General features: G+C 69.3%; 11 protein-coding genes and 1 pseudogene. 1 reads left to right on the top strand and 11 read right to left on the bottom strand.

What is annotated here, in order from left to right; genetic code table 11:
- Positions 1-347: 347 nt before the first annotated feature.
- From KDM41_12335 to KDM41_12325, 3 genes and pseudogenes are all read right to left on the bottom strand, one after another.
- Positions 348-2592 (bottom strand): annotated as a pseudogene (locus tag KDM41_12335) (aconitate hydratase).
- Between the two features lie 250 nt (positions 2593-2842).
- Positions 2843-3574, bottom strand: coding sequence for a metallophosphoesterase family protein (locus KDM41_12330; GenBank protein ID MCB1184214.1), 732 nt, complete (start codon positions 3572-3574; stop codon positions 2843-2845).
- Positions 3575-3710: 136 nt separating this feature from the next.
- Positions 3711-4535, bottom strand: a complete 825-nt coding sequence (locus KDM41_12325) for a hypothetical protein (GenBank protein ID MCB1184213.1) — start codon at positions 4533-4535, stop codon at positions 3711-3713.
- A gap of 239 nt (positions 4536-4774) precedes the next feature.
- Between KDM41_12325 and KDM41_12320 the strand changes: the two genes are divergently transcribed.
- The gene (locus KDM41_12320) at positions 4775-5659 is read left to right on the top strand and encodes a hypothetical protein (GenBank protein MCB1184212.1); all 885 of its coding nucleotides are present in this window, start codon (positions 4775-4777) and stop codon (positions 5657-5659) included.
- A gap of 110 nt (positions 5660-5769) precedes the next feature.
- On the opposite strand, the gene KDM41_12315 is transcribed toward KDM41_12320, so the two are convergent.
- The 8 genes from KDM41_12315 to KDM41_12280 form a co-directional block, all read right to left on the bottom strand.
- A complete protein-coding gene (locus KDM41_12315) occupies positions 5770-6156 on the bottom strand; it encodes a hypothetical protein (GenBank protein ID MCB1184211.1) in 387 nt (128 codons plus the stop codon).
- A 142-nt stretch (positions 6157-6298) separates the two neighbouring features.
- The gene (locus KDM41_12310; GenBank protein MCB1184210.1) at positions 6299-7768 is read right to left on the bottom strand and encodes a tetratricopeptide repeat protein; all 1470 of its coding nucleotides are present in this window, start codon (positions 7766-7768) and stop codon (positions 6299-6301) included.
- A 74-nt stretch (positions 7769-7842) separates the two neighbouring features.
- Positions 7843-10671 carry a cytochrome c3 family protein gene (locus tag KDM41_12305; protein MCB1184209.1) on the bottom strand — a complete coding sequence of 943 codons (2829 nt, stop codon included), beginning with the start codon at positions 10669-10671 and terminating at the stop codon, positions 7843-7845.
- A gap of 243 nt (positions 10672-10914) precedes the next feature.
- A complete protein-coding gene (locus tag KDM41_12300) occupies positions 10915-12543 on the bottom strand; it encodes a HAMP domain-containing histidine kinase (protein ID MCB1184208.1) in 1629 nt (542 codons plus the stop codon).
- Entirely contained in the window at positions 12540-12989 is a 450-nt protein-coding gene (locus KDM41_12295) for a phosphate ABC transporter substrate-binding protein (GenBank protein MCB1184207.1), read from the bottom strand. The genes KDM41_12300 and KDM41_12295 overlap by 4 nt, the downstream gene beginning before the upstream one ends.
- Positions 12990-13033: 44 nt before the next feature.
- The gene (locus tag KDM41_12290) at positions 13034-14350 is read right to left on the bottom strand and encodes a hypothetical protein (GenBank protein MCB1184206.1); all 1317 of its coding nucleotides are present in this window, start codon (positions 14348-14350) and stop codon (positions 13034-13036) included.
- A 17-nt stretch (positions 14351-14367) separates the two neighbouring features.
- A complete protein-coding gene (locus KDM41_12285; GenBank protein MCB1184205.1) occupies positions 14368-14865 on the bottom strand; it encodes a response regulator in 498 nt (165 codons plus the stop codon).
- A gap of 85 nt (positions 14866-14950) precedes the next feature.
- Positions 14951-16218, bottom strand: a 1268-nt coding sequence (locus KDM41_12280) for a cyclic nucleotide-binding domain-containing protein (GenBank protein ID MCB1184204.1), incomplete at its 5' end; no start/stop codon positions are given.

The raw sequence follows: 16218 nt of genomic DNA, 5'->3' as shown, positions 1-16218 counted from the left end.
GGCGCGGGCTCCGGGGCGATTCTTTTTCTCGATCACGGTCGTTCTCCCCACGGGTAGATGCCGGCAACGGATGGTGCGCCCCGGCAGGCCAGATCAGCGTTTCGGATGACCATTCTACCACACCCGCGACCTCTCATCCATGTTTTTGATATTTCAAGACATCAAATTAGACGGATCGTCAGACATCAAAACGACGAATTCTATCTCATTTTCGCGAGATTCGAGACCGCGCCGAGGCCGTCGGTCCCGGCGGCACGGGGACCGGGCCGAACGACGAAGAGGGCCCGCAAGGGCCCTCTTCGCAGCGGCTTCGAAGCGACCGGCCGGACGGGCCGGACGGGTCCGGACTAGTTGCCCGCCTTGATCTTGTTCAGGGCCGAGCCGGCCTTGAACCACTCGATCTGCTCCCCGGTCATGGTGTGCGCCAGGGGGAAGGTGTCGCTCGAGCCGTCGCCGTGGTGCAGGGTGCACTGCACCTTGCTGCCCGGGGCCAGGCCGGCCAGGCCGGTCAGGTCGATGCGGTCGTCCTCCTGCACCTTGCCGTAGTCGGCCGGGTCGACGAACGTCAGCGGCAGGATGCCCTGCTTCTTCAGGTTCGTCTCGTGGATGCGCGCGAACGAGCGCACGATCACCGCGGCGCAGCCCAGGTGCCGGGGCTCCATGGCGGCGTGCTCGCGGCTCGAGCCCTCGCCGTAGTTCTCGTCGCCGACCACGACCCAGCGCAGGCCGCGGGCCTTGTAGTCGCGCGCGGTCGCGGGCACCGCATCGTAGGCGCCGGTCTCGAGGTTCTTGACCTTGTTGGTCTCCTCGGTGAAGGCGTTCACCGCGCCGATCAGCATGTTGTTGGAGATGTTGTCCAGGTGGCCGCGGAACTTCAGCCACGGACCGGCCATGCTGATGTGGTCGGTGGTGCACTTGCCCAGGGCCTTGATCAGCAGCGGCAGGCCCTTGTAGTCGTCGCCGTGCCAGGGGCTGAAGGGCTCGAGCAGGGCCAGGCGGTCGCTGTCCGGCCGCACGATGACCTCGATGTTCCGCGCATCGGCCGACGGGCCCTGGAAGCCCTTCTCGTCGAAGACGAAGCCGTTCGCCGGCAGGGTGTCGGCCACGGCGGGCGCGTCGAGCTTCACCTGCTCGCCCTTGTCGTTGGTCAGGGTGTCGGTCAGCGGGTTGAACTTCAGGGTGCCCGCCAGGCCGTAGGCCATCACGATCTCGGGGCTCGAGATGAAGGCGTTGGTCTGGGGATTGCCGTCGTTCCGCTTGGCGAAGTTGCGGTTGAACGAGGTGATGATGCTGTTGGGCTCGCCGGTGTTGATGTCGTCGCGCTGCCACTGGCCGATGCAGGGACCCGCAGGCGTTGGTCAGCACCACGGCGCCCACGTCCTCGAGCACCTCGAGCAGGCCGTCGCGCTTGATGGTCTCGTAGATCTGGTCGCTGCCCGGCGAGATCCACAGGGTCGACTTCATCTTCAGGCCCTTGGCCTGGGCCTGCTTCGCGATGTCCACCGCGCGGCCGATGTCCTCGTACGAGCTGTTCGTGCAGCTGCCCACCAGGGCCGCCGTGATCTCCGCGGGATAGCCCTCGCGCTCGGTGTCCGCCGCCATCCGGCTGACCGGACGCGCCAGGTCCGGCGTGTGCGGGCCCACGATGTGCGGCTCGAGGGTCGACAGGTCGATCTCGATGAGCTGGTCGTAGTAGTCGGCCGGGTTCGCCAGCACCTCGGCGTCGGCGGTCAGCAGGTCGGTGTTCGCGTCGGCCAGGGCGGCGATGTCGGCGCGGCGCGTGGCCTTCAGGTAGTCGGCCATGGAGGCGTCGTAGGGGAAGATGCTGGTGGTGGCCCCCAGCTCGGCGCCCATGTTGGTGATGGTGCCCTTGCCCGTGCAGCTGAGGGCCGCGGCGCCCTCGCCGAAGTACTCGATGATGGCGTTGGTGCCGCCCTTCACTGTGAGGATGCCCAGCAGCTTGAGGATGACGTCCTTCGGGGCCGTCCAGCCGTTGGGCTTGCCGGTCAGCTTCACGCCGATCAGCTTCGGGTCCTTCACTTCCCAGTTCATGCCGACCATGACGTCGACGGCGTCGGCGCCGCCCACGCCGCAGGCGATCATGCCGAGACCGCCGCCGTTGGGCGTGTGGCTGTCGGTGCCGATGAGCATGCCCCCGGGGAAGGCGTAGTTCTCGAGCACGACCTGGTGGATGATGCCCGAACCCGGCTTCCAGAAGCCCATGCCGTAGCGCGCGGCCGACGAACTGAGGAAGTCGTACACTTCCTTGTTCACGTCCAGGGCGTGCATCTTGTCGTAGTCGGCGCCCTTGTGGGCCAGCAGCAGGTGGTCGCAGTGGACGGTGGACGGCACGGCGGTCTCGTCACGGCCGGCCTGCATGAACTGCAGGATGGCCATCTGCGCGGTGGCGTCCTGCATGGCGACGCGGTCGGGACGCAGGCCGAGGGTGGCCTTGCCGCGGGCGAGCTCCTGGCCCGCCGGATCGGCCAGGTGGCCGAAGACGATCTTCTCGGCCAGGGTCAGGGGACGGTTCAGGCGGCCCCGCACCACCTCCAGGCGCTTGCGCGAGTCGGCGTAGACCTTGCTCACCATTTCGGGGGTCGTCTCGATCTTCATGTCCCAGTCCTCCTGTGGCCCTGGCCGGGCACGCGGTTTTCGCGGCCGCGCGGGAAACGCCCCGGCGCGGCCGATCTGCGAGCGGTTGCACGGTCCACAATATAGGCAAACACGGGCCGGATTTCCCGCAGAATTCGCGGGCTTTTCAGGTGAGAACGGATCCGTTTTCAGCGGCTCGCCGGCCGGACGACACTCCGGACGAAACTCCGGACATTACTCCGGACAACTAGCGGCCCTCGAGCAGCCGATCGCCCAGGATGCGCGGCAGGTCGGCGTCGAGGATGTCCTGCCGGGCCCCCTGCACGTCGTACTCGACCCGCTCGTAGTTGAGGAGGTTCGTGCTGCGGTCCCACCAGAGGAAGCTCGAGCGGGGGTCGTTGTCGCGGGGCTGGCCCACGCTGCCCGGGTTGGCCAGGTTGCGCTGGCCGTGCTCGAGGGTGACCGTGGCCTGGCGCACGCGCTCGAAGCCGTGCCCGTCGAAGATGACCGGATGGTGGGTGTGGCCGAAGAAGCACACGCCCGGACCGTCCTCGTTCATGACCCGCTCGCTGGCCTCCTGCAGGTCGTCGAGGTAGACGAGGTACTTGTCCCGGTCGCAGGGCGCCCCGTGCACGAACAGGACCTCCCGGTCGAGCCGGTGGTAGGTGGGCAGGTCGGCCAGCCACTGCAGCTGCTCGGCGTTCAGCAGGCCCCGGTTGTGCTCCACGGCGGCCAGGGAGTAGATGTTGAAGTCGAGGCTCAGGGAACCGTCGGCCACGAGCGCGTCGTGGTTGCCCTGCACGCAGGTCACGCCCCTTTCCCGGATCATCTCCAGGCATTCCACCGGACGGGCCCCGTAGCCCACCACGTCGCCGCAGCAGTACACCGCGTCGATGCCGATCTCCTCGATCCGGCGCCAGACCGCGGTCAGCGCGTGCAGGTTGCTGTGGATGTCCGAGAGGACGGCGATACGGCTCATGATCCGACCCTTGGGGATAGGGATAGCGGTCGACGGAGAGCGCCGCGGGTTCGACCGCGGCGCACGGGCAAGTCCAATGCCGACCGGAAACGTCCCGATACCATAGCCCGCCGGGGCCCCGAATGCAATACGGAGCCTACTCGCTGGACACCGACAGCCCCCGCTTGTGCACCCGGCCGAACTCGAAGGCCGAGGATTCGGCGCAGTACAGGGCCGCGAGTTCGTCGCGGCGCGGCGCGAGCTGATCCGTGATCTCCGCGGGCAGCGCGCCGTCGGGGAACGGCACGCCGTTCGTCTCCGCGCGCTCGAGCCGGTCGATCTCGGCCCGCCACAGGGCCGCCTCCTCCGCGCGCCCGGCCGCCGCGAGGGCATCGGCGTGGTTCGCCATCAGCGACCGGATCACGCGCTGCTCCTTGGCCGAGAAGTCGCGCCCGCCGTCGCCGGTGTCGAAGTCCTGGTTCGGCGGATGGCCCTGGTCGCTGTTGTAGGCCAGGGTATAGATCCAGATGTACTCGCCGAGGCCCATGCCGTTGGCCAGCAGGGCCTCGTTCCGCGCGGCCGTGAAGGAACCGATCTTGCCGGCGATGCCGAACACGGCCGAGGTGAGACCGCCCACGGCCTTGAACACGTCGCCCTTGGTCGGCTCCTTGCCGTCCTCCTCGAGGTCCTCGATGCGCTTGAACTTCGACGCGAGTTCGGCGAAGTCGGCGCACTGGGGCTGGAGCGCCCGCCGCACGGCGAGGAAGCTCTCGAGCCGGTCCGGCGTGAGGCCGTCGACGGGCGGCGTCCACGCGTCGCGGGCGCCGTAGGCCGCGGTGAGTTCCTTCTGGTCGGCGATGGCCCCGTCGAAGGGCTTCATCATGCGCGCGCCGCCCACGATCGTCACGACCGTGACGACGAGGACGGGAATGCCGCAGCCGAGGCCGCAGCCGAGGAGCCATTTCTTGCCTGCACCTGCCATGATCCGCCTTTCCGCCGGGGTCGGGTCCGGGTCCGGAGGCCATTATGCGCCCCGGATCCGCTCCTGCCAACCGCCCGTTCGCGGCGCGTTTTCCGGAGGCGGCGAAGCCCGACTTGGCTTATCCTGTAAAAAATCCGTGAGCGCCGTCCCCGGTGAGGACGACCCCCGCAAGGCGGAGTGCGTCCGGCGGCCGGGCGGTGGCCACCGCCCCCTGACGAACCCAGCCCAGGAGGTCCTGCATGATCCTCAAAGTTTCCGACCACATCGCGGAGAAGGTGAAGTCCGGCGAGATCACCGACGAGCAGGCGGCCCGGTTCAGCCGCTTCGTCGACCGCTGCAACCGGGAGCTGATGACCCATTCCGTGATCACGGACAACCGCTACTGCGCGTGGTTCGCCCGGGGCGAAGCCGAACGCGAGGCCGTGAAGCACCTCATCGTCCAGTTCTCGGTCTTCAGCAACCTCTTCCTCATCGCCCAGCTGCAGAAGGTCATCAACGCGGGCAGCCTCGAGGGCATGCGGGCCTCCAAGGAGATCCTCGCCAACGAACTCGGCGTCATCTTCAACAAGCCGGGCGCCAGGCTCGCCGCCGGCGGCGACACCGACCGCGAGGGCGACCCCGACATCGTGTCGATCGAGGGCACCGTCGACGGCGGCACCTTCCGCTTCCGCGCCGCCCACTTCGAGTGGCTGCTGAAGATCGGCGAGAAGCTCGATCTCGGCTTCAACGACATGGGCAAGCGCCGCCACGGCACCCCCGCGACGATCTACTTCTGCGACCAGCTCGCCACCATCTACGGCAACGAGGACCCGAACATCGCCGAGGGCGCCAGCTTCGCGGTGGAGAACTGGGCCGCCGCCGGCTTCTGGAAGCAGCTCGTGGCCGGGCTCGACGCCTACAAGAAGCGCGAGCAGCCCGACCTGCCCCTGGCCTTCTTCACCTGGCACGACCGCATCGAGGAGCAGCACGCCGGGCACGTCATGGACGAGCTCGAGGAGGTGTTCTTCGACGAGGGCTTCGACGAGGAGAAGTTCATCAAGGGCGGCCGCGAGATGCTGGCCGGTGTCGAGGCCTTCTGGGTGGGCCTCAACGAGCACCGCATCGCGGCGACGGCCGTGGCCTGACGCGGCCACCGCCACCTGCCGACCGCAGCGAAAACCGCCGGGGGCGACTCCGGCGGTTTCGTTTCGGGCGCCTGATCGTCCGGGCCCGGCGGGCGGGTCCCCGAGAGAGCCTACCCCGACGCCCGTCGGCCCAGGATCCAGCTCTCCGCCTCCTCCACGCTGCGGCACACGAACGACTCGCCGAGCACGTCGGCCGACAGGGCCTCGAACATGCGGGCCATGCCGAAGCCGAGGTCGTTGGGCACGACGAAGGCCACGCGCGCGCGCCCCCGGGCCGGGAACCGTTCGCGCAGGCCCACCACCTCTTCGGTGAAGGCGCGGTCGATGGGTCGGAAATCCACGTCCCGACCGTCCCAGATGGCGTCGGCGTCGGGCGGGTGGTCGGTGGGCGACGTGAGATCGACGAGGACCTGGTGCAGGTCCTCGAAGGTGAACGGGTCGGTGATCGTCACATAGGAGATCCGGTTCGCGGCATCGTATCGGATCGCAGTCGGCATGATTCCCTCCGAGGCCGAAGTAATCGTCCTCTTCCCCCGCTCCAGCTTAGCGCGGAATCCGGCCCGTGGCCAGCCCCCGGCACGCGCGGAGGCGCGGAATCCCGCCGGATCCCGCGCCTCCGCCTCGCCGCCGATCCGGCGGTCAGTCCTTCGTGAAGGGCTTCTCCAGGAAGCGCCGGGCGTAGCGGGCGGCCCCCTTGAAGTCGTTCTGGTAGGTCAGCGTCTGCTCGTACTCGGCCCGGGCCAGTCCGCGCTCGCCCAGCAGGTCGTAGCAGTTGCCCAGGTAGTTGTGGATCCACACGAGCGAGATCTGGTTCTCGCGCGGTTCCCGCCCCGCCAGTTTCTCGGCGCGCCGGAAGGCGGCCTCGGCCTTGTAGTACTCGCCCTTGTGCAGGTACGACTTGCCCAGGTTGATCCAGTTCTGGGTGCCCGTCAGGTAGCGCGCGCTGGCGGTGCGGCAGGCGTCCTCGATGTACTCGTCGAGCCCCTCGGTGAAGAAGCGGTTGGCCAGGCGCTGGTGGGCCAGGCCGTGGGCCGCCTCCTCGTCGAGGCGTTCGCCGAAGACGTAGAAGCCGCCGTGGACCACGTCGCCCCGGAAGCCCGTGAGCCTGAAGCCGTCCGGCACGGCGTCGCTGCCCCCCGGCTTCATGGTGCGCAGCGTGACCTCGCGGCCGAGGGTCGGCGAATCGAAGTGGATGTTGCAGCCGAGCGTGATCACCAGCCGGTTCTCCGGCGCATTGCCGTACAGCCAGCCGGCGTCGCCGAGGGGGATGCCGCGCTCGCCCAGGGTGGCGTCGACCTGCGGCTCGTTCAGGCCGCCCCGGCCCTCGGTCAGGAGCTGCCCCAGGGTCGGATCGACCGGCAGCCAGCCCTTGCCCGGAATGAAGATCTCCGCGAAGACGTGGCGCCCGCCCCACAGCCAGGTGTTGTCCAGCGTGCGCGCCGGAATGCCGACCGAGCGGCACAGGGCCACGAAGAGGGTCGAGAACTGCTCGCAGTTGCCCTCGCGGGCGTCGAGGATGGCCAGGGCGTCCCACTCGCGGGCGCCGTTGGGGCGGAAGACGAGGTTGTCCAGCACCCAGCCGTAGATGCGCCGGCCGATGCGGTACGGGTCGCGGTCGTCACCGGCCAGGTGCAGGGCCAGGTCGCGGATGCGCCCGTCGGTCTGCAGGCCGGGCTCCTCGGCCGTGTAGCGCTTCACCAGCGGGTCGTCGCGGTCGTAGGCGGGCACCGACTCCGGCGCCCCGCGCCGGTGCACCGGCGAGGCCAGCAGGGTGAACTCGTAGCGGAAGTAGAACTGGTGCAGCTCGCCCGCCGGGCCGGCCGCGAAGGGCTCCGGCCGCAGGCGCCACTCGACGATCCGGTTGCCCGACGAGGGGTCCTCGAGGATCGCCACGGGCGCGGGGTCGAAGGCGCCCAGGGTGACCTCCTGGCCGTCCCATGCCGGCGGCAGGGTCACCCAGACCAGGGCCTCGGCGTCGGCGTCGACGGCGGTCACGTTGTCGATGATGTACCAGAACGTCCCGTGCACCGGCTCGGTCGCCGCCGCGGGGCCCGTCGTGGCCACGGCCGCCAGCGCCGCCAGCAGCGTGATCACCAGTCTCGTCCTCATACCCGTCCTCCCGTGAAAAGGAGCCGGCCGCCGCGGGGCGGGCCGGCTCCCGTTGTGCGGAGATCCGCGCCCGCCTACCGGTAGGCGAAGATCACGGCCCAGATGATCAGCACGACCAGCGACAGGCCGATGCTCAGGGCGATGAACCCGAAGGTCTTCAGCGCCCGCACGAAGCCCTTGTCCAGGGGCTCGACCAGGAACTCCTCCAGGCGACCCTCGGCGACCAGCTGCTCGTACTCGCGCGGCCGGTCCTCCTTGAACTCCTCCAGCGTCATCCGGCCGGTGAAGATCACCGGGTCCATGGGGAACCGGTCCGGACGGAAGTGCGTGTTGAAGAAGTGGATCGTGAAGATGAAGCCGGTGGCCAGCAACGCCTCGTCCGAGTGGATGATCGTCGCCACGTTGATGAACCAGCCCGGCAGCACCAGGGTGAACTTCTCGGGGAACCACAGGATCAGGCCCGAGAAGCCGATCATGGCCACGCCCCAGAACACCGCGAAGTAGTCGAACTTCTCCCAGTAGGTCCAGCGGCCGTAGCGCGGGCGCTCACCCTTGTGCAGGAACCACTTCACCGTCTCGACGAACTCGACGCCGTCGCGCTTGTTGGGGAACATCCCCTCGTCGCCGAAGATGAAGTCTTTCCACGACTTGCCCGAGGCCCGGCGGCGGCAGATCAGGTCGTAGACGTGGCGCGTGAAGTAGAAGAACGTCAGCACGGCGCCCATGCGGTGCAGCGTGCCGGCCGACTGGAAGCCGCCCAGCAGGTGGGCCAGCGTCTGGGCGAACGGCAGGTAGCTGAACTTCAGCGTCAGGCCCGTCACCGCCAGGGTCAGGAAGCTGACGATCACCATGATGTGCAGCATGCGGTGCAGGCGGTCGAAGCGGCGGAAGAGCTTCTGGCCCTCGGCCTGCTTGCGCAGCTGCCGCGAGTGCTTCAGCGCCTGGATCGACCGCGGCAGCCACAGCAGCGTGTGGATGCCGAAGAAGCTGAACGTGCCCACGAGCAGCGCGGTCATGAACAGCCACGTGTAGTGGATGACCGGGTACTTCTCCTTGTCGTGGTGCGTGGCGTGGGTCAGGTAGCCCGCGAACTGCCGGTGCGAACCGGAGTGGCACTGGGCGCAGGTGGCCACGATGTTCTCGTGCGACAGGGTGGACTCCGGATCGTCCGGCTTGAGGATCCGGTGCTGGCCGTGGCAGTCGGCGCAGCTCGCCGTCTCGGTGTAGCCGAGGGCGAAGACCTTGCCGTGGTAGGTCTCGAAGTAGGTCTCGGTCACCTCTTCGTGGCAGTGGCCGCACTGGTTGACGATGGCCAGCCGGAAGCCCTCGGCGTCGGTGCGCGCGATCTCGTGGCTCGTGTGGCAGTCGTTGCACATGGGCAGCGGGTGGCCGTCCTTCGGCTCGCCCGTGAAGTGGATGCTCTGCCGGAACTCGCGGTCGATGCCCTCGTGGCACTTGGCGCAGGTCACGTCGACCCGGGCCCGGCTGACGCTCGACTTCACGTCCGAGCTGGGCAGGATCTCGTGGGTCGTGTGGCAGTCGACGCAGGTCGCCGTCACCACCAGGCCGCTCTTCTCGAGGGCCCGGCCGTGCACGCTCTGCTTGTAGTTGGCGACCATCGAGTGCTGGCTGCCCTCGTAGCGCTTGTCGGCGATGCCGCCGTCGTCGTGGCACGTGCCGCACAGGTCGGGGATGTTGCGCACGTAGGTGCGCGAGTTCGGGTCGGACTTCGGCAGCACGTTGTGGGTGCCGTGGCACATGAGGCAGTCCGGCGTGTCCGGATCGCCCTGGCTGCCGAGACGGCCGTGGATGCTGCTCTTGTAGACGTCGACGACGCCCGCGTGGCAGATGGCGCAGTCGACCTTGCTCGGCACGGTGTCGCAGGGGCGCTCGTGGCTGGGCGAGGCGCCGGTGTGGCACTGGATGCAGGCCTGCTTGGCGTGGGTCGAACCCGCGAGCATGACCTCGTCCACGAACATCGACTTGCCTTCCTTGCCCAGGCTCGCCGCGACCAGGTCGGGCTTGCTGTGGCAGGCGAGGCACTCGGCGTTGGACATGCCCTGGTCGTAGTACACCCGCCGCACCTCGTGGGGCTGGTGGCACTCGATGCAGACGGGCACCTGGTTCGGCGCCTCCTCCCACAGCTTGCCCTCGATGACCTTCTGGTGGACGTTCTCGATCAGGCCGTGGCACTGGCGGCAGGTGTTCGAGACGTTCGCCTTGTTGATGGTCGACTTGGGATCGTTGTGGTTGCGCACGTTGTGGGCGGTGTGGCAGTCCGAACAGACGGCGGTCTTGGTCAGGCCGCGCCGGTACAGGCCCTCGCCGTGGATCGACATCTTGTAGTGGGCCAGGATGCTGTCCTGGCTGGCGCCGGCGAAGTCGCCCACCGGGGCGCCTTCCTTGTGGCACTTCCCGCACATGATGGGGATGTTGAACTTGTTCACCGCCGAATCGGGATCCTCGGGCGGCATGATGTCGTGGGCGCCGTGGCAGCTCCAGCAGCGCGGGGCGAGCTTGTTGCCCTTGGCCGCCTCCTTGCCGTGCATGCTGTCCATGTAGATCTCGGCCACGTCGTCGTGGCACATGGAGCAGTCGACGTCCGCGAGCTCCTCGTCGTGCGGCCAGTCGTCGAAGCCGTCGAGGTCCTGGTGGCAGTCGATGCACTCGAGACCCTCGCGGCCGTGGACCGACTTCTGGAACTGCGCGATGTCGACGTACAGCGAGACGACGCGGTCGCCGACGTTCTTGGTCAGATCCATGTCCTCGTGACATTCGAGGCAGGTCTCGGCGTCCTGGGCGCGCACCGGGGTCGCGGCGACGAGGGCGGTCATGGCCAGCCCCAGGGCCAGGCCGACGATCAGCCAGGTCGCGAAGGAGCTGTTCAGCAAGCGAGAAACCATGTGGTTGACTCCCGAATGAGGGGCGGGATGGTTGGGAATTATTTGACAACCCAATAATTGGCGACGGGGAATCGCCGGTCAAATGGATATCGCCTTATCTTGCTATGAATTCTGAAATTACGACGCAACACCGGTGAGGATCGGGATCCGGCGGCGGGCCAGATTGCTGCTAATGATCGAATATAGATAGAGTTGGAGGCGTGAAGCTGTTTTTCCGCTCACAGGTGATCTTGAGATTCGGTATCATTCCGCTGCATTTTTTTCGGCCGCGTCCGCCGCGGCGGGGCTCCCGGAAGGGTCGCCGATGGCGTCGTCGGTCGGCACCGCCCACACCGGGATCTCGATGGTGTAGCGCGTGCCCTCGCCGGGGGTCGAGCGCGCCGTGAGCACGCCCTGGTGGCGGTCGACGATGCGGCTCGCGGTGACCATCTCCCAGTCCATGCGCATGCGGCTCGTGTCGGCCTTGAAACTGGGGTTGAAGAGGGCCAGCAGCGCGTCGGGCTGGTAGCCGCAGCCCGTGTCGCTGATGACCACGCGCACCCGTTCGCCGAGCGGTTCGGTGCGCACCGTCACCGCGCCCCCGGCCGCCGTGTCCCGGATCGCGTGCCGGACCAGCGAGAGGAAGGCCTGGTTCAGCTGCGCCGAATAGGCCAGCACCGGGGGCAGTTCGCCGAACTCCCGCCGCACCGCGACCGTCGCCGGCATGTCGTGGGCGATCAGGTCGAGGGTGGCCGCAAGGCCGGCGTTGATGTCGGTCTGGCGCAATTCGCCCTTGTCCAGCTGGCTGAAGACCTGCAGGCCCCGCACCAGCTCGCCGATGCGGGTGCTGGCCGCCGCCAGGTTGCCCAGTCCCTGCTCCAGGGCCCGCATGGCCCGCGCCAGGCGTTCGTCGTCGGCCGCTTCGGGCCGCCCCACGCAGCGCTCGACGATGATGTGCCGGCTGCGGTCGACCAGGTCGACCGAGGCGGCCATGGTGCCCAGCGGCGTGTTCAGCTCGTGGGCCAGGCCGGCGACGAGCGTGCCCAGGACCGCCATCTTCTCCGACTGGATCATCTGGCCCTGGGTCGCGATGAGGTCGGCCTCGGCCTGCTCGCGCCGGGCGATGTCGCGGATCAGCGAAGCCTGCATCTCGCGGATGCTGTCGGCCAGCTCGCCGAGGGCGTCGGGCGAGCGGTGGTGCAGCTGCTTGCTCAGGTCGCCGCCGCTGATGGCCTGGGCCACGCGGCTCATGCGGTGCACCGGGCGCACCACCGAGGCCACGGCGATCAGGCCGAGCACGAAGAGCAGCGCGATGAAGACCAGCCCCGTGGTGTTCAGCACCCAGCGTAGGCGCGAGACCCGGCCGCGCACGTCCTCGATGGCGGCGCCGAGAGCCTGGTTGTTGTCGCGCGCCACCACGTCGAGGCGGCTGCTGAGGGTCTCGTAGCGCCGGTTCATCTCGGCCACCTCGGCGATCAGCGCCGGGTCGAAGTCGAGGCTCAGGTTGCCGGCCTGGGCCAGCATGAGGCGGGTGGTGTCGCGCGCCTGGTCGTAGTAGTTCTCGAAGCCGTCGCGCACCGGGGCCAGCATCTCCGCCAGGGCGGGCACCGACGCGCACGAGGCCAGGGCCCGGCGGAAATCGGCGGCCACGCGGTCGGCCTCGCCGACGGCGTCCTCGTTGCCGTTGGTCGCCGCCTCGGTCAGCAGGTAGCGGATGCGCAGCAGGTCGATCTGCAGCTCGCTGCTCAGCTCGGTGGCGTGGAAGACCTCGTCCTGGATGCGGACGATGGTGCGCGAGCTGCGCTCGGCGGCGGCCTGGACCAGGGCGAACACGAAGAGGAAGGCCACGGCCGCCACCACCGGGCCGAGCATGATGCGGTGGGTGAACTTCATGGGCCGTCCACCACGAGGATCCTGACCCCGTCGAGGCGGGCCGCGTCGGAGACGTAGCCGACGGCGCCCGGGGTCAGGCCCACGTAGGCCACCATCTCGCGTTCGGACTGCACGCTCGCCGGCGGCGTGCCTTTGCCCGTGAAGACCATCTGCCGCCAGTAGGCGACGAAGCGGTGGGTCGAACGACCGAGCAGGCCGGTGACGAACTCCTCGTGGGTCGGCCCCTCGCGCAGCACCACCGGCACCACCGTGACGCCGTCGGACCAGCGGGTCATCTTGCCCAGGAAGATGCGTTCGAGATCGCGGGCGGCGACCTCGCCCGTGGCCAGATCCGGATGGCCGATGACGACGACCCCGGCCGCGGCCGCGGACACGAGGCCGGTGGCGAGGCAGGCGGCCACGACGCCTGCGGCGAGGGCGGTGCGGAAGCGGCGGAGCGGGCGCATGGTCATCACCTCCCGGGGCCGGGGTCGCTCCCGGCCGGTCCGGTCTAGAAGTGGAACGTCGTCTTGGCCGCGAACAGGCCCCAGCTCTGCTGGAGCGGGTCGGCGAGGTCCTCGGCCACCGAACGCGGCTGGGCCAGGGCCACGCCGTCGATGAAGTGGCGCTCGAGCTTGAAGAGCCAGTGGTCGTTGATGTCGAAGCGCAGGCTCACGGTCCAGTCGCGCTGCCAGCCGTAGTAGTCGGGCAGGCCCGCGTCGGCGCCGCCGAACTGGTCCTGCTGCAGGTCGCCGTAGGTCAGGCCGAGGGCGAGGCGGTCCGAGGCCTGCCACCCTCCCTGCACGTACCAGCCGATGGCCTTCACGCCCTCGAAGTCGTCGTGGTAGTACTCCGAGGCCAGGCTCCAGCGGTCGCGCGCCCATTCGGCGCTGAGGACCGCGATGTGGTCGATCTGCACCGTCTCGTCGAGGTGGAGCCCGAAGGGGCGGTACTCCACCTGCGGCGGCGTGCCGCCGAAGTCGAGGCGGGTGTCGTAGCTCAGGTCGCCCTGGAAGTTGAAGCGGCCGGCCAGGGCCGAGACGCCGGCGCGCAGGCCCTCGACCGGGGTGCTCCAGATCAGGGCGCCGCCGTAGATCCAGGGGAAGCTGACCGTCTCGTTGTCCAGGGCGCGGAACTCGGCCTCGACCTGGGCGCCGGTCTCGTCCGCGACGAGCGCCGCGACGCCGTCCTCGATGTCGCGGGCGGCCTCGGTGTAGGCCTCGTTCCAGAACCCGCGCGTGGGATCGGGCACGTTCAGGGTGCCGCCGTAGACGTGGTAGTCGAGTTCGCCGAGGCCGGCGACGGTCACGTTGCCGTAGGCGCCGATCCCCTCGTAGGCCAGGATGAAGTCGCGCATCTTCTCGTTGTAGATGGCCTGGGGCAGGAAGACGCTCGTGCGCAGCATGTCGACGTCGCGGCCCTCATTGTAGAAGCCGAAGGGCAGCTTCACCTTGCCCGCCCGGAAGCCGAGCTGGTCGCGCCAGGCGTAGTCGCCGTAGGCCCAGTCGACCACCACCTGGCCGTTGCCCGTGTCGCCGAAGTTGCGCGCGAGCAGCTGCATCCCCACCCGCAGGCGGTCCATGGGGCGCGCCACGAGGGTGAGCGCCGCCTCGGTGAACTCGGCCGTGCCGTTGACCGAACGCGGCACGAGGTAGTCGTTCTCCGACGTGTTCAGGTAGCCCTGGCTGATGAAGCCGGTCACGAAGAGCGGCTCGCCGAGGGCCTGGGCGCGCAGGCCGCCCGCCGCCAGGACGAGCCCGGCCGCCAGGGCCAGGCCGAGGGCCGCGGCCCGTCGCCGGCGCCGGCTCCGCGCAGTTTCGCGTGGCACGATCTGCCTCCCGCCGTTCAGATGAAGGTGCGCAGGATGTCGTCCTGCAGGCCGGACAGCCGCCCCTGGGCCTGGTCGATCTCCCGGATCTTGGCCTGCAGCTCCTTGACGAGGAAGCGGCGGTCCAGGGCGTTGCGCAGCACGACGAGGAACTGGTCGTTGTCCCAGGGCTTCTCCAGGTACTGGAAGAGGCCCACCTCGTTGATGGCCTTGATGGCGCTGGCCTTGTCGGCGTAGCCCGTCAGCAGGATGCGGGGCGCGTGCGGGTTCGAGGCCGCGAACTCACGCAGCACCTCGATGCCGTTGGTGCCCGGCATCAGGAAGTCGGCCACCACCACGTCGACCGCGTGCTCCCGCCCGAACGCCACGGCCGCCGCCGGATCGGTGAAGCTCGTGACCCGGTAACCGGTCTCCAGCTCGAGGAAGGCGCGCAGGGTGGCGAGCACCATCTCCTCGTCGTCGACCAGCAGCACGTGGGCGTCGCTCTCGGCGTACTTGGCGGTCCTGTCTTTCACGGCGTCCTGTCCTTTGGGCGAAGCGGGTCCGGGCCCGCCAGTCTACACCAGATCGGCCCCGCGCGACAGGGGCCGGATGGCGGCGTCACACCGCCCGCTCGGCGAGCTCCCGCAGCTTGCGCGCCACGGTGCGGATGATGCCCTGGGCGATGCGCACGTCGTCGCGCAGCAGGTCGTTGAACTCGGCGCGGTCGATGCGCAGCACGCGGGTGTCCTCCATGGCCGACGCCCCCAGCACCCGCGGTTCGTCGTCGAACAGCGCCCAGGCGCCGAAGCTGGCCCGGGGACCGGCCACCGAGACGGTGCGGTCGCCCTGGGCCAGCCGCACCGAGCCCTCCAGCACCAGGTAGAGGGCGTCCGGCGAGTCGTCCTCGGCGTAGATCGGATCGCCGGCCAGGTAGGCCACCTCGCGCGAGATCGCCGCCAGGGCGGCCAGCTGGTCGGTGGGCACCTCGGCGAAGATGTCCACGTGCTGCAGCAGCAGGACCTTCTCGATCGGTGTGAGCATCTCGTCTCCCGTCCGGGTCAGGTGCGGCGCGGCCGAGACGTTCTCGACCCGGCCGCCGGCGAAGATGGCGCAGGCGGCCAGCCACGGATCGCAGCTGCTGCCGAGGAACTCGAGCGCCTCGCGCTCGCTGGTGATGCGGGCCGCGAACTCGGGACCGAGACCGGTCACCGACTCGCGCCAGGCCTCGCTGGCGGGCGGCTCGTCGAGCAGGGCCAGCACGAGCTGCCGGTGGGCCCCGGTCAGCAGGTTGTCGAGGAACTCCTGGGCGTTGGCGCGCAGCACCCGCCGCCCGCTCATCACCCCATGGTAGGCGTTGAAGACGTCCTTCGCCGGATAGAGCAGCCCCAGCAGGCGGAAGACGCTCTCCAGCCGCAGCTGCTGGGTCTCCCCGATGGCGCGCACGAGCAGCGCCGCCTGCGCGCCCTCCGTGGGCAGCATGGTGCCGAGCCGCGCGAGCTGGATGAAGCGTCCCGCCTCGAGGCACACCTCGCCCGAGATGGTCGCGCGGTCGAAGACCAGGCCGGGATAGCCCGACCGCAGCTTGCCCAGGCTCTTGAGCACCTCGTAGCGCAGGTTCGGGTGGCCGGTGGCGAGCCGGCGCACGAGCACGTCGACGCTGTCCTGGTGGGGCACGCGGGCCAGGGCCCGGGGGATCTCGGCCCGCTGCCGGGGCGCCTGTGCGGTGTCGGCGAGGAAGGCGGCCAGTTCGGCGATCACCGCGGGCTCGCGCCGGGCCAGGGCGGCCAGGGCGTCGCGGGCGCCGGTGCGGCGCCGCGGATGGCCGAGCTGGGCCAGCAGCCAGCCGACCCGCGCGCGGTCGCCCCGCCGGCCCACGCCGGCCATGG

The organism is bacterium (genome assembly GCA_020440705.1).
GTDB lineage: Bacteria > Krumholzibacteriota > Krumholzibacteriia > LZORAL124-64-63 > LZORAL124-64-63 > JAGRNP01.
This window is presented reverse-complemented; position numbering and strand designations above follow the sequence as displayed.

Excerpts from the sequence above, each read along its gene's own strand:
- KDM41_12330 (MCB1184214.1), bottom strand. The coding sequence starts at position 3,574 with ATGAGCCGTATCGCCGTCCTCTCGGACATCCACAGCAACCTGCACGCG.
- KDM41_12325 (MCB1184213.1), bottom strand. The coding sequence starts at position 4,535 with ATGGCAGGTGCAGGCAAGAAATGGCTCCTCGGCTGCGGCCTCGGCTGC.
- KDM41_12320 (MCB1184212.1), top strand. The coding sequence starts at position 4,775 with ATGATCCTCAAAGTTTCCGACCACATCGCGGAGAAGGTGAAGTCCGGC.
- KDM41_12315 (MCB1184211.1), bottom strand. The coding sequence starts at position 6,156 with ATGCCGACTGCGATCCGATACGATGCCGCGAACCGGATCTCCTATGTG.
- KDM41_12310 (MCB1184210.1), bottom strand. The coding sequence starts at position 7,768 with ATGAGGACGAGACTGGTGATCACGCTGCTGGCGGCGCTGGCGGCCGTG.
- KDM41_12305 (MCB1184209.1), bottom strand. The coding sequence starts at position 10,671 with ATGGTTTCTCGCTTGCTGAACAGCTCCTTCGCGACCTGGCTGATCGTC.
- KDM41_12300 (MCB1184208.1), bottom strand. The coding sequence starts at position 12,543 with ATGAAGTTCACCCACCGCATCATGCTCGGCCCGGTGGTGGCGGCCGTG.
- KDM41_12295 (MCB1184207.1), bottom strand. The coding sequence starts at position 12,989 with ATGCGCCCGCTCCGCCGCTTCCGCACCGCCCTCGCCGCAGGCGTCGTG.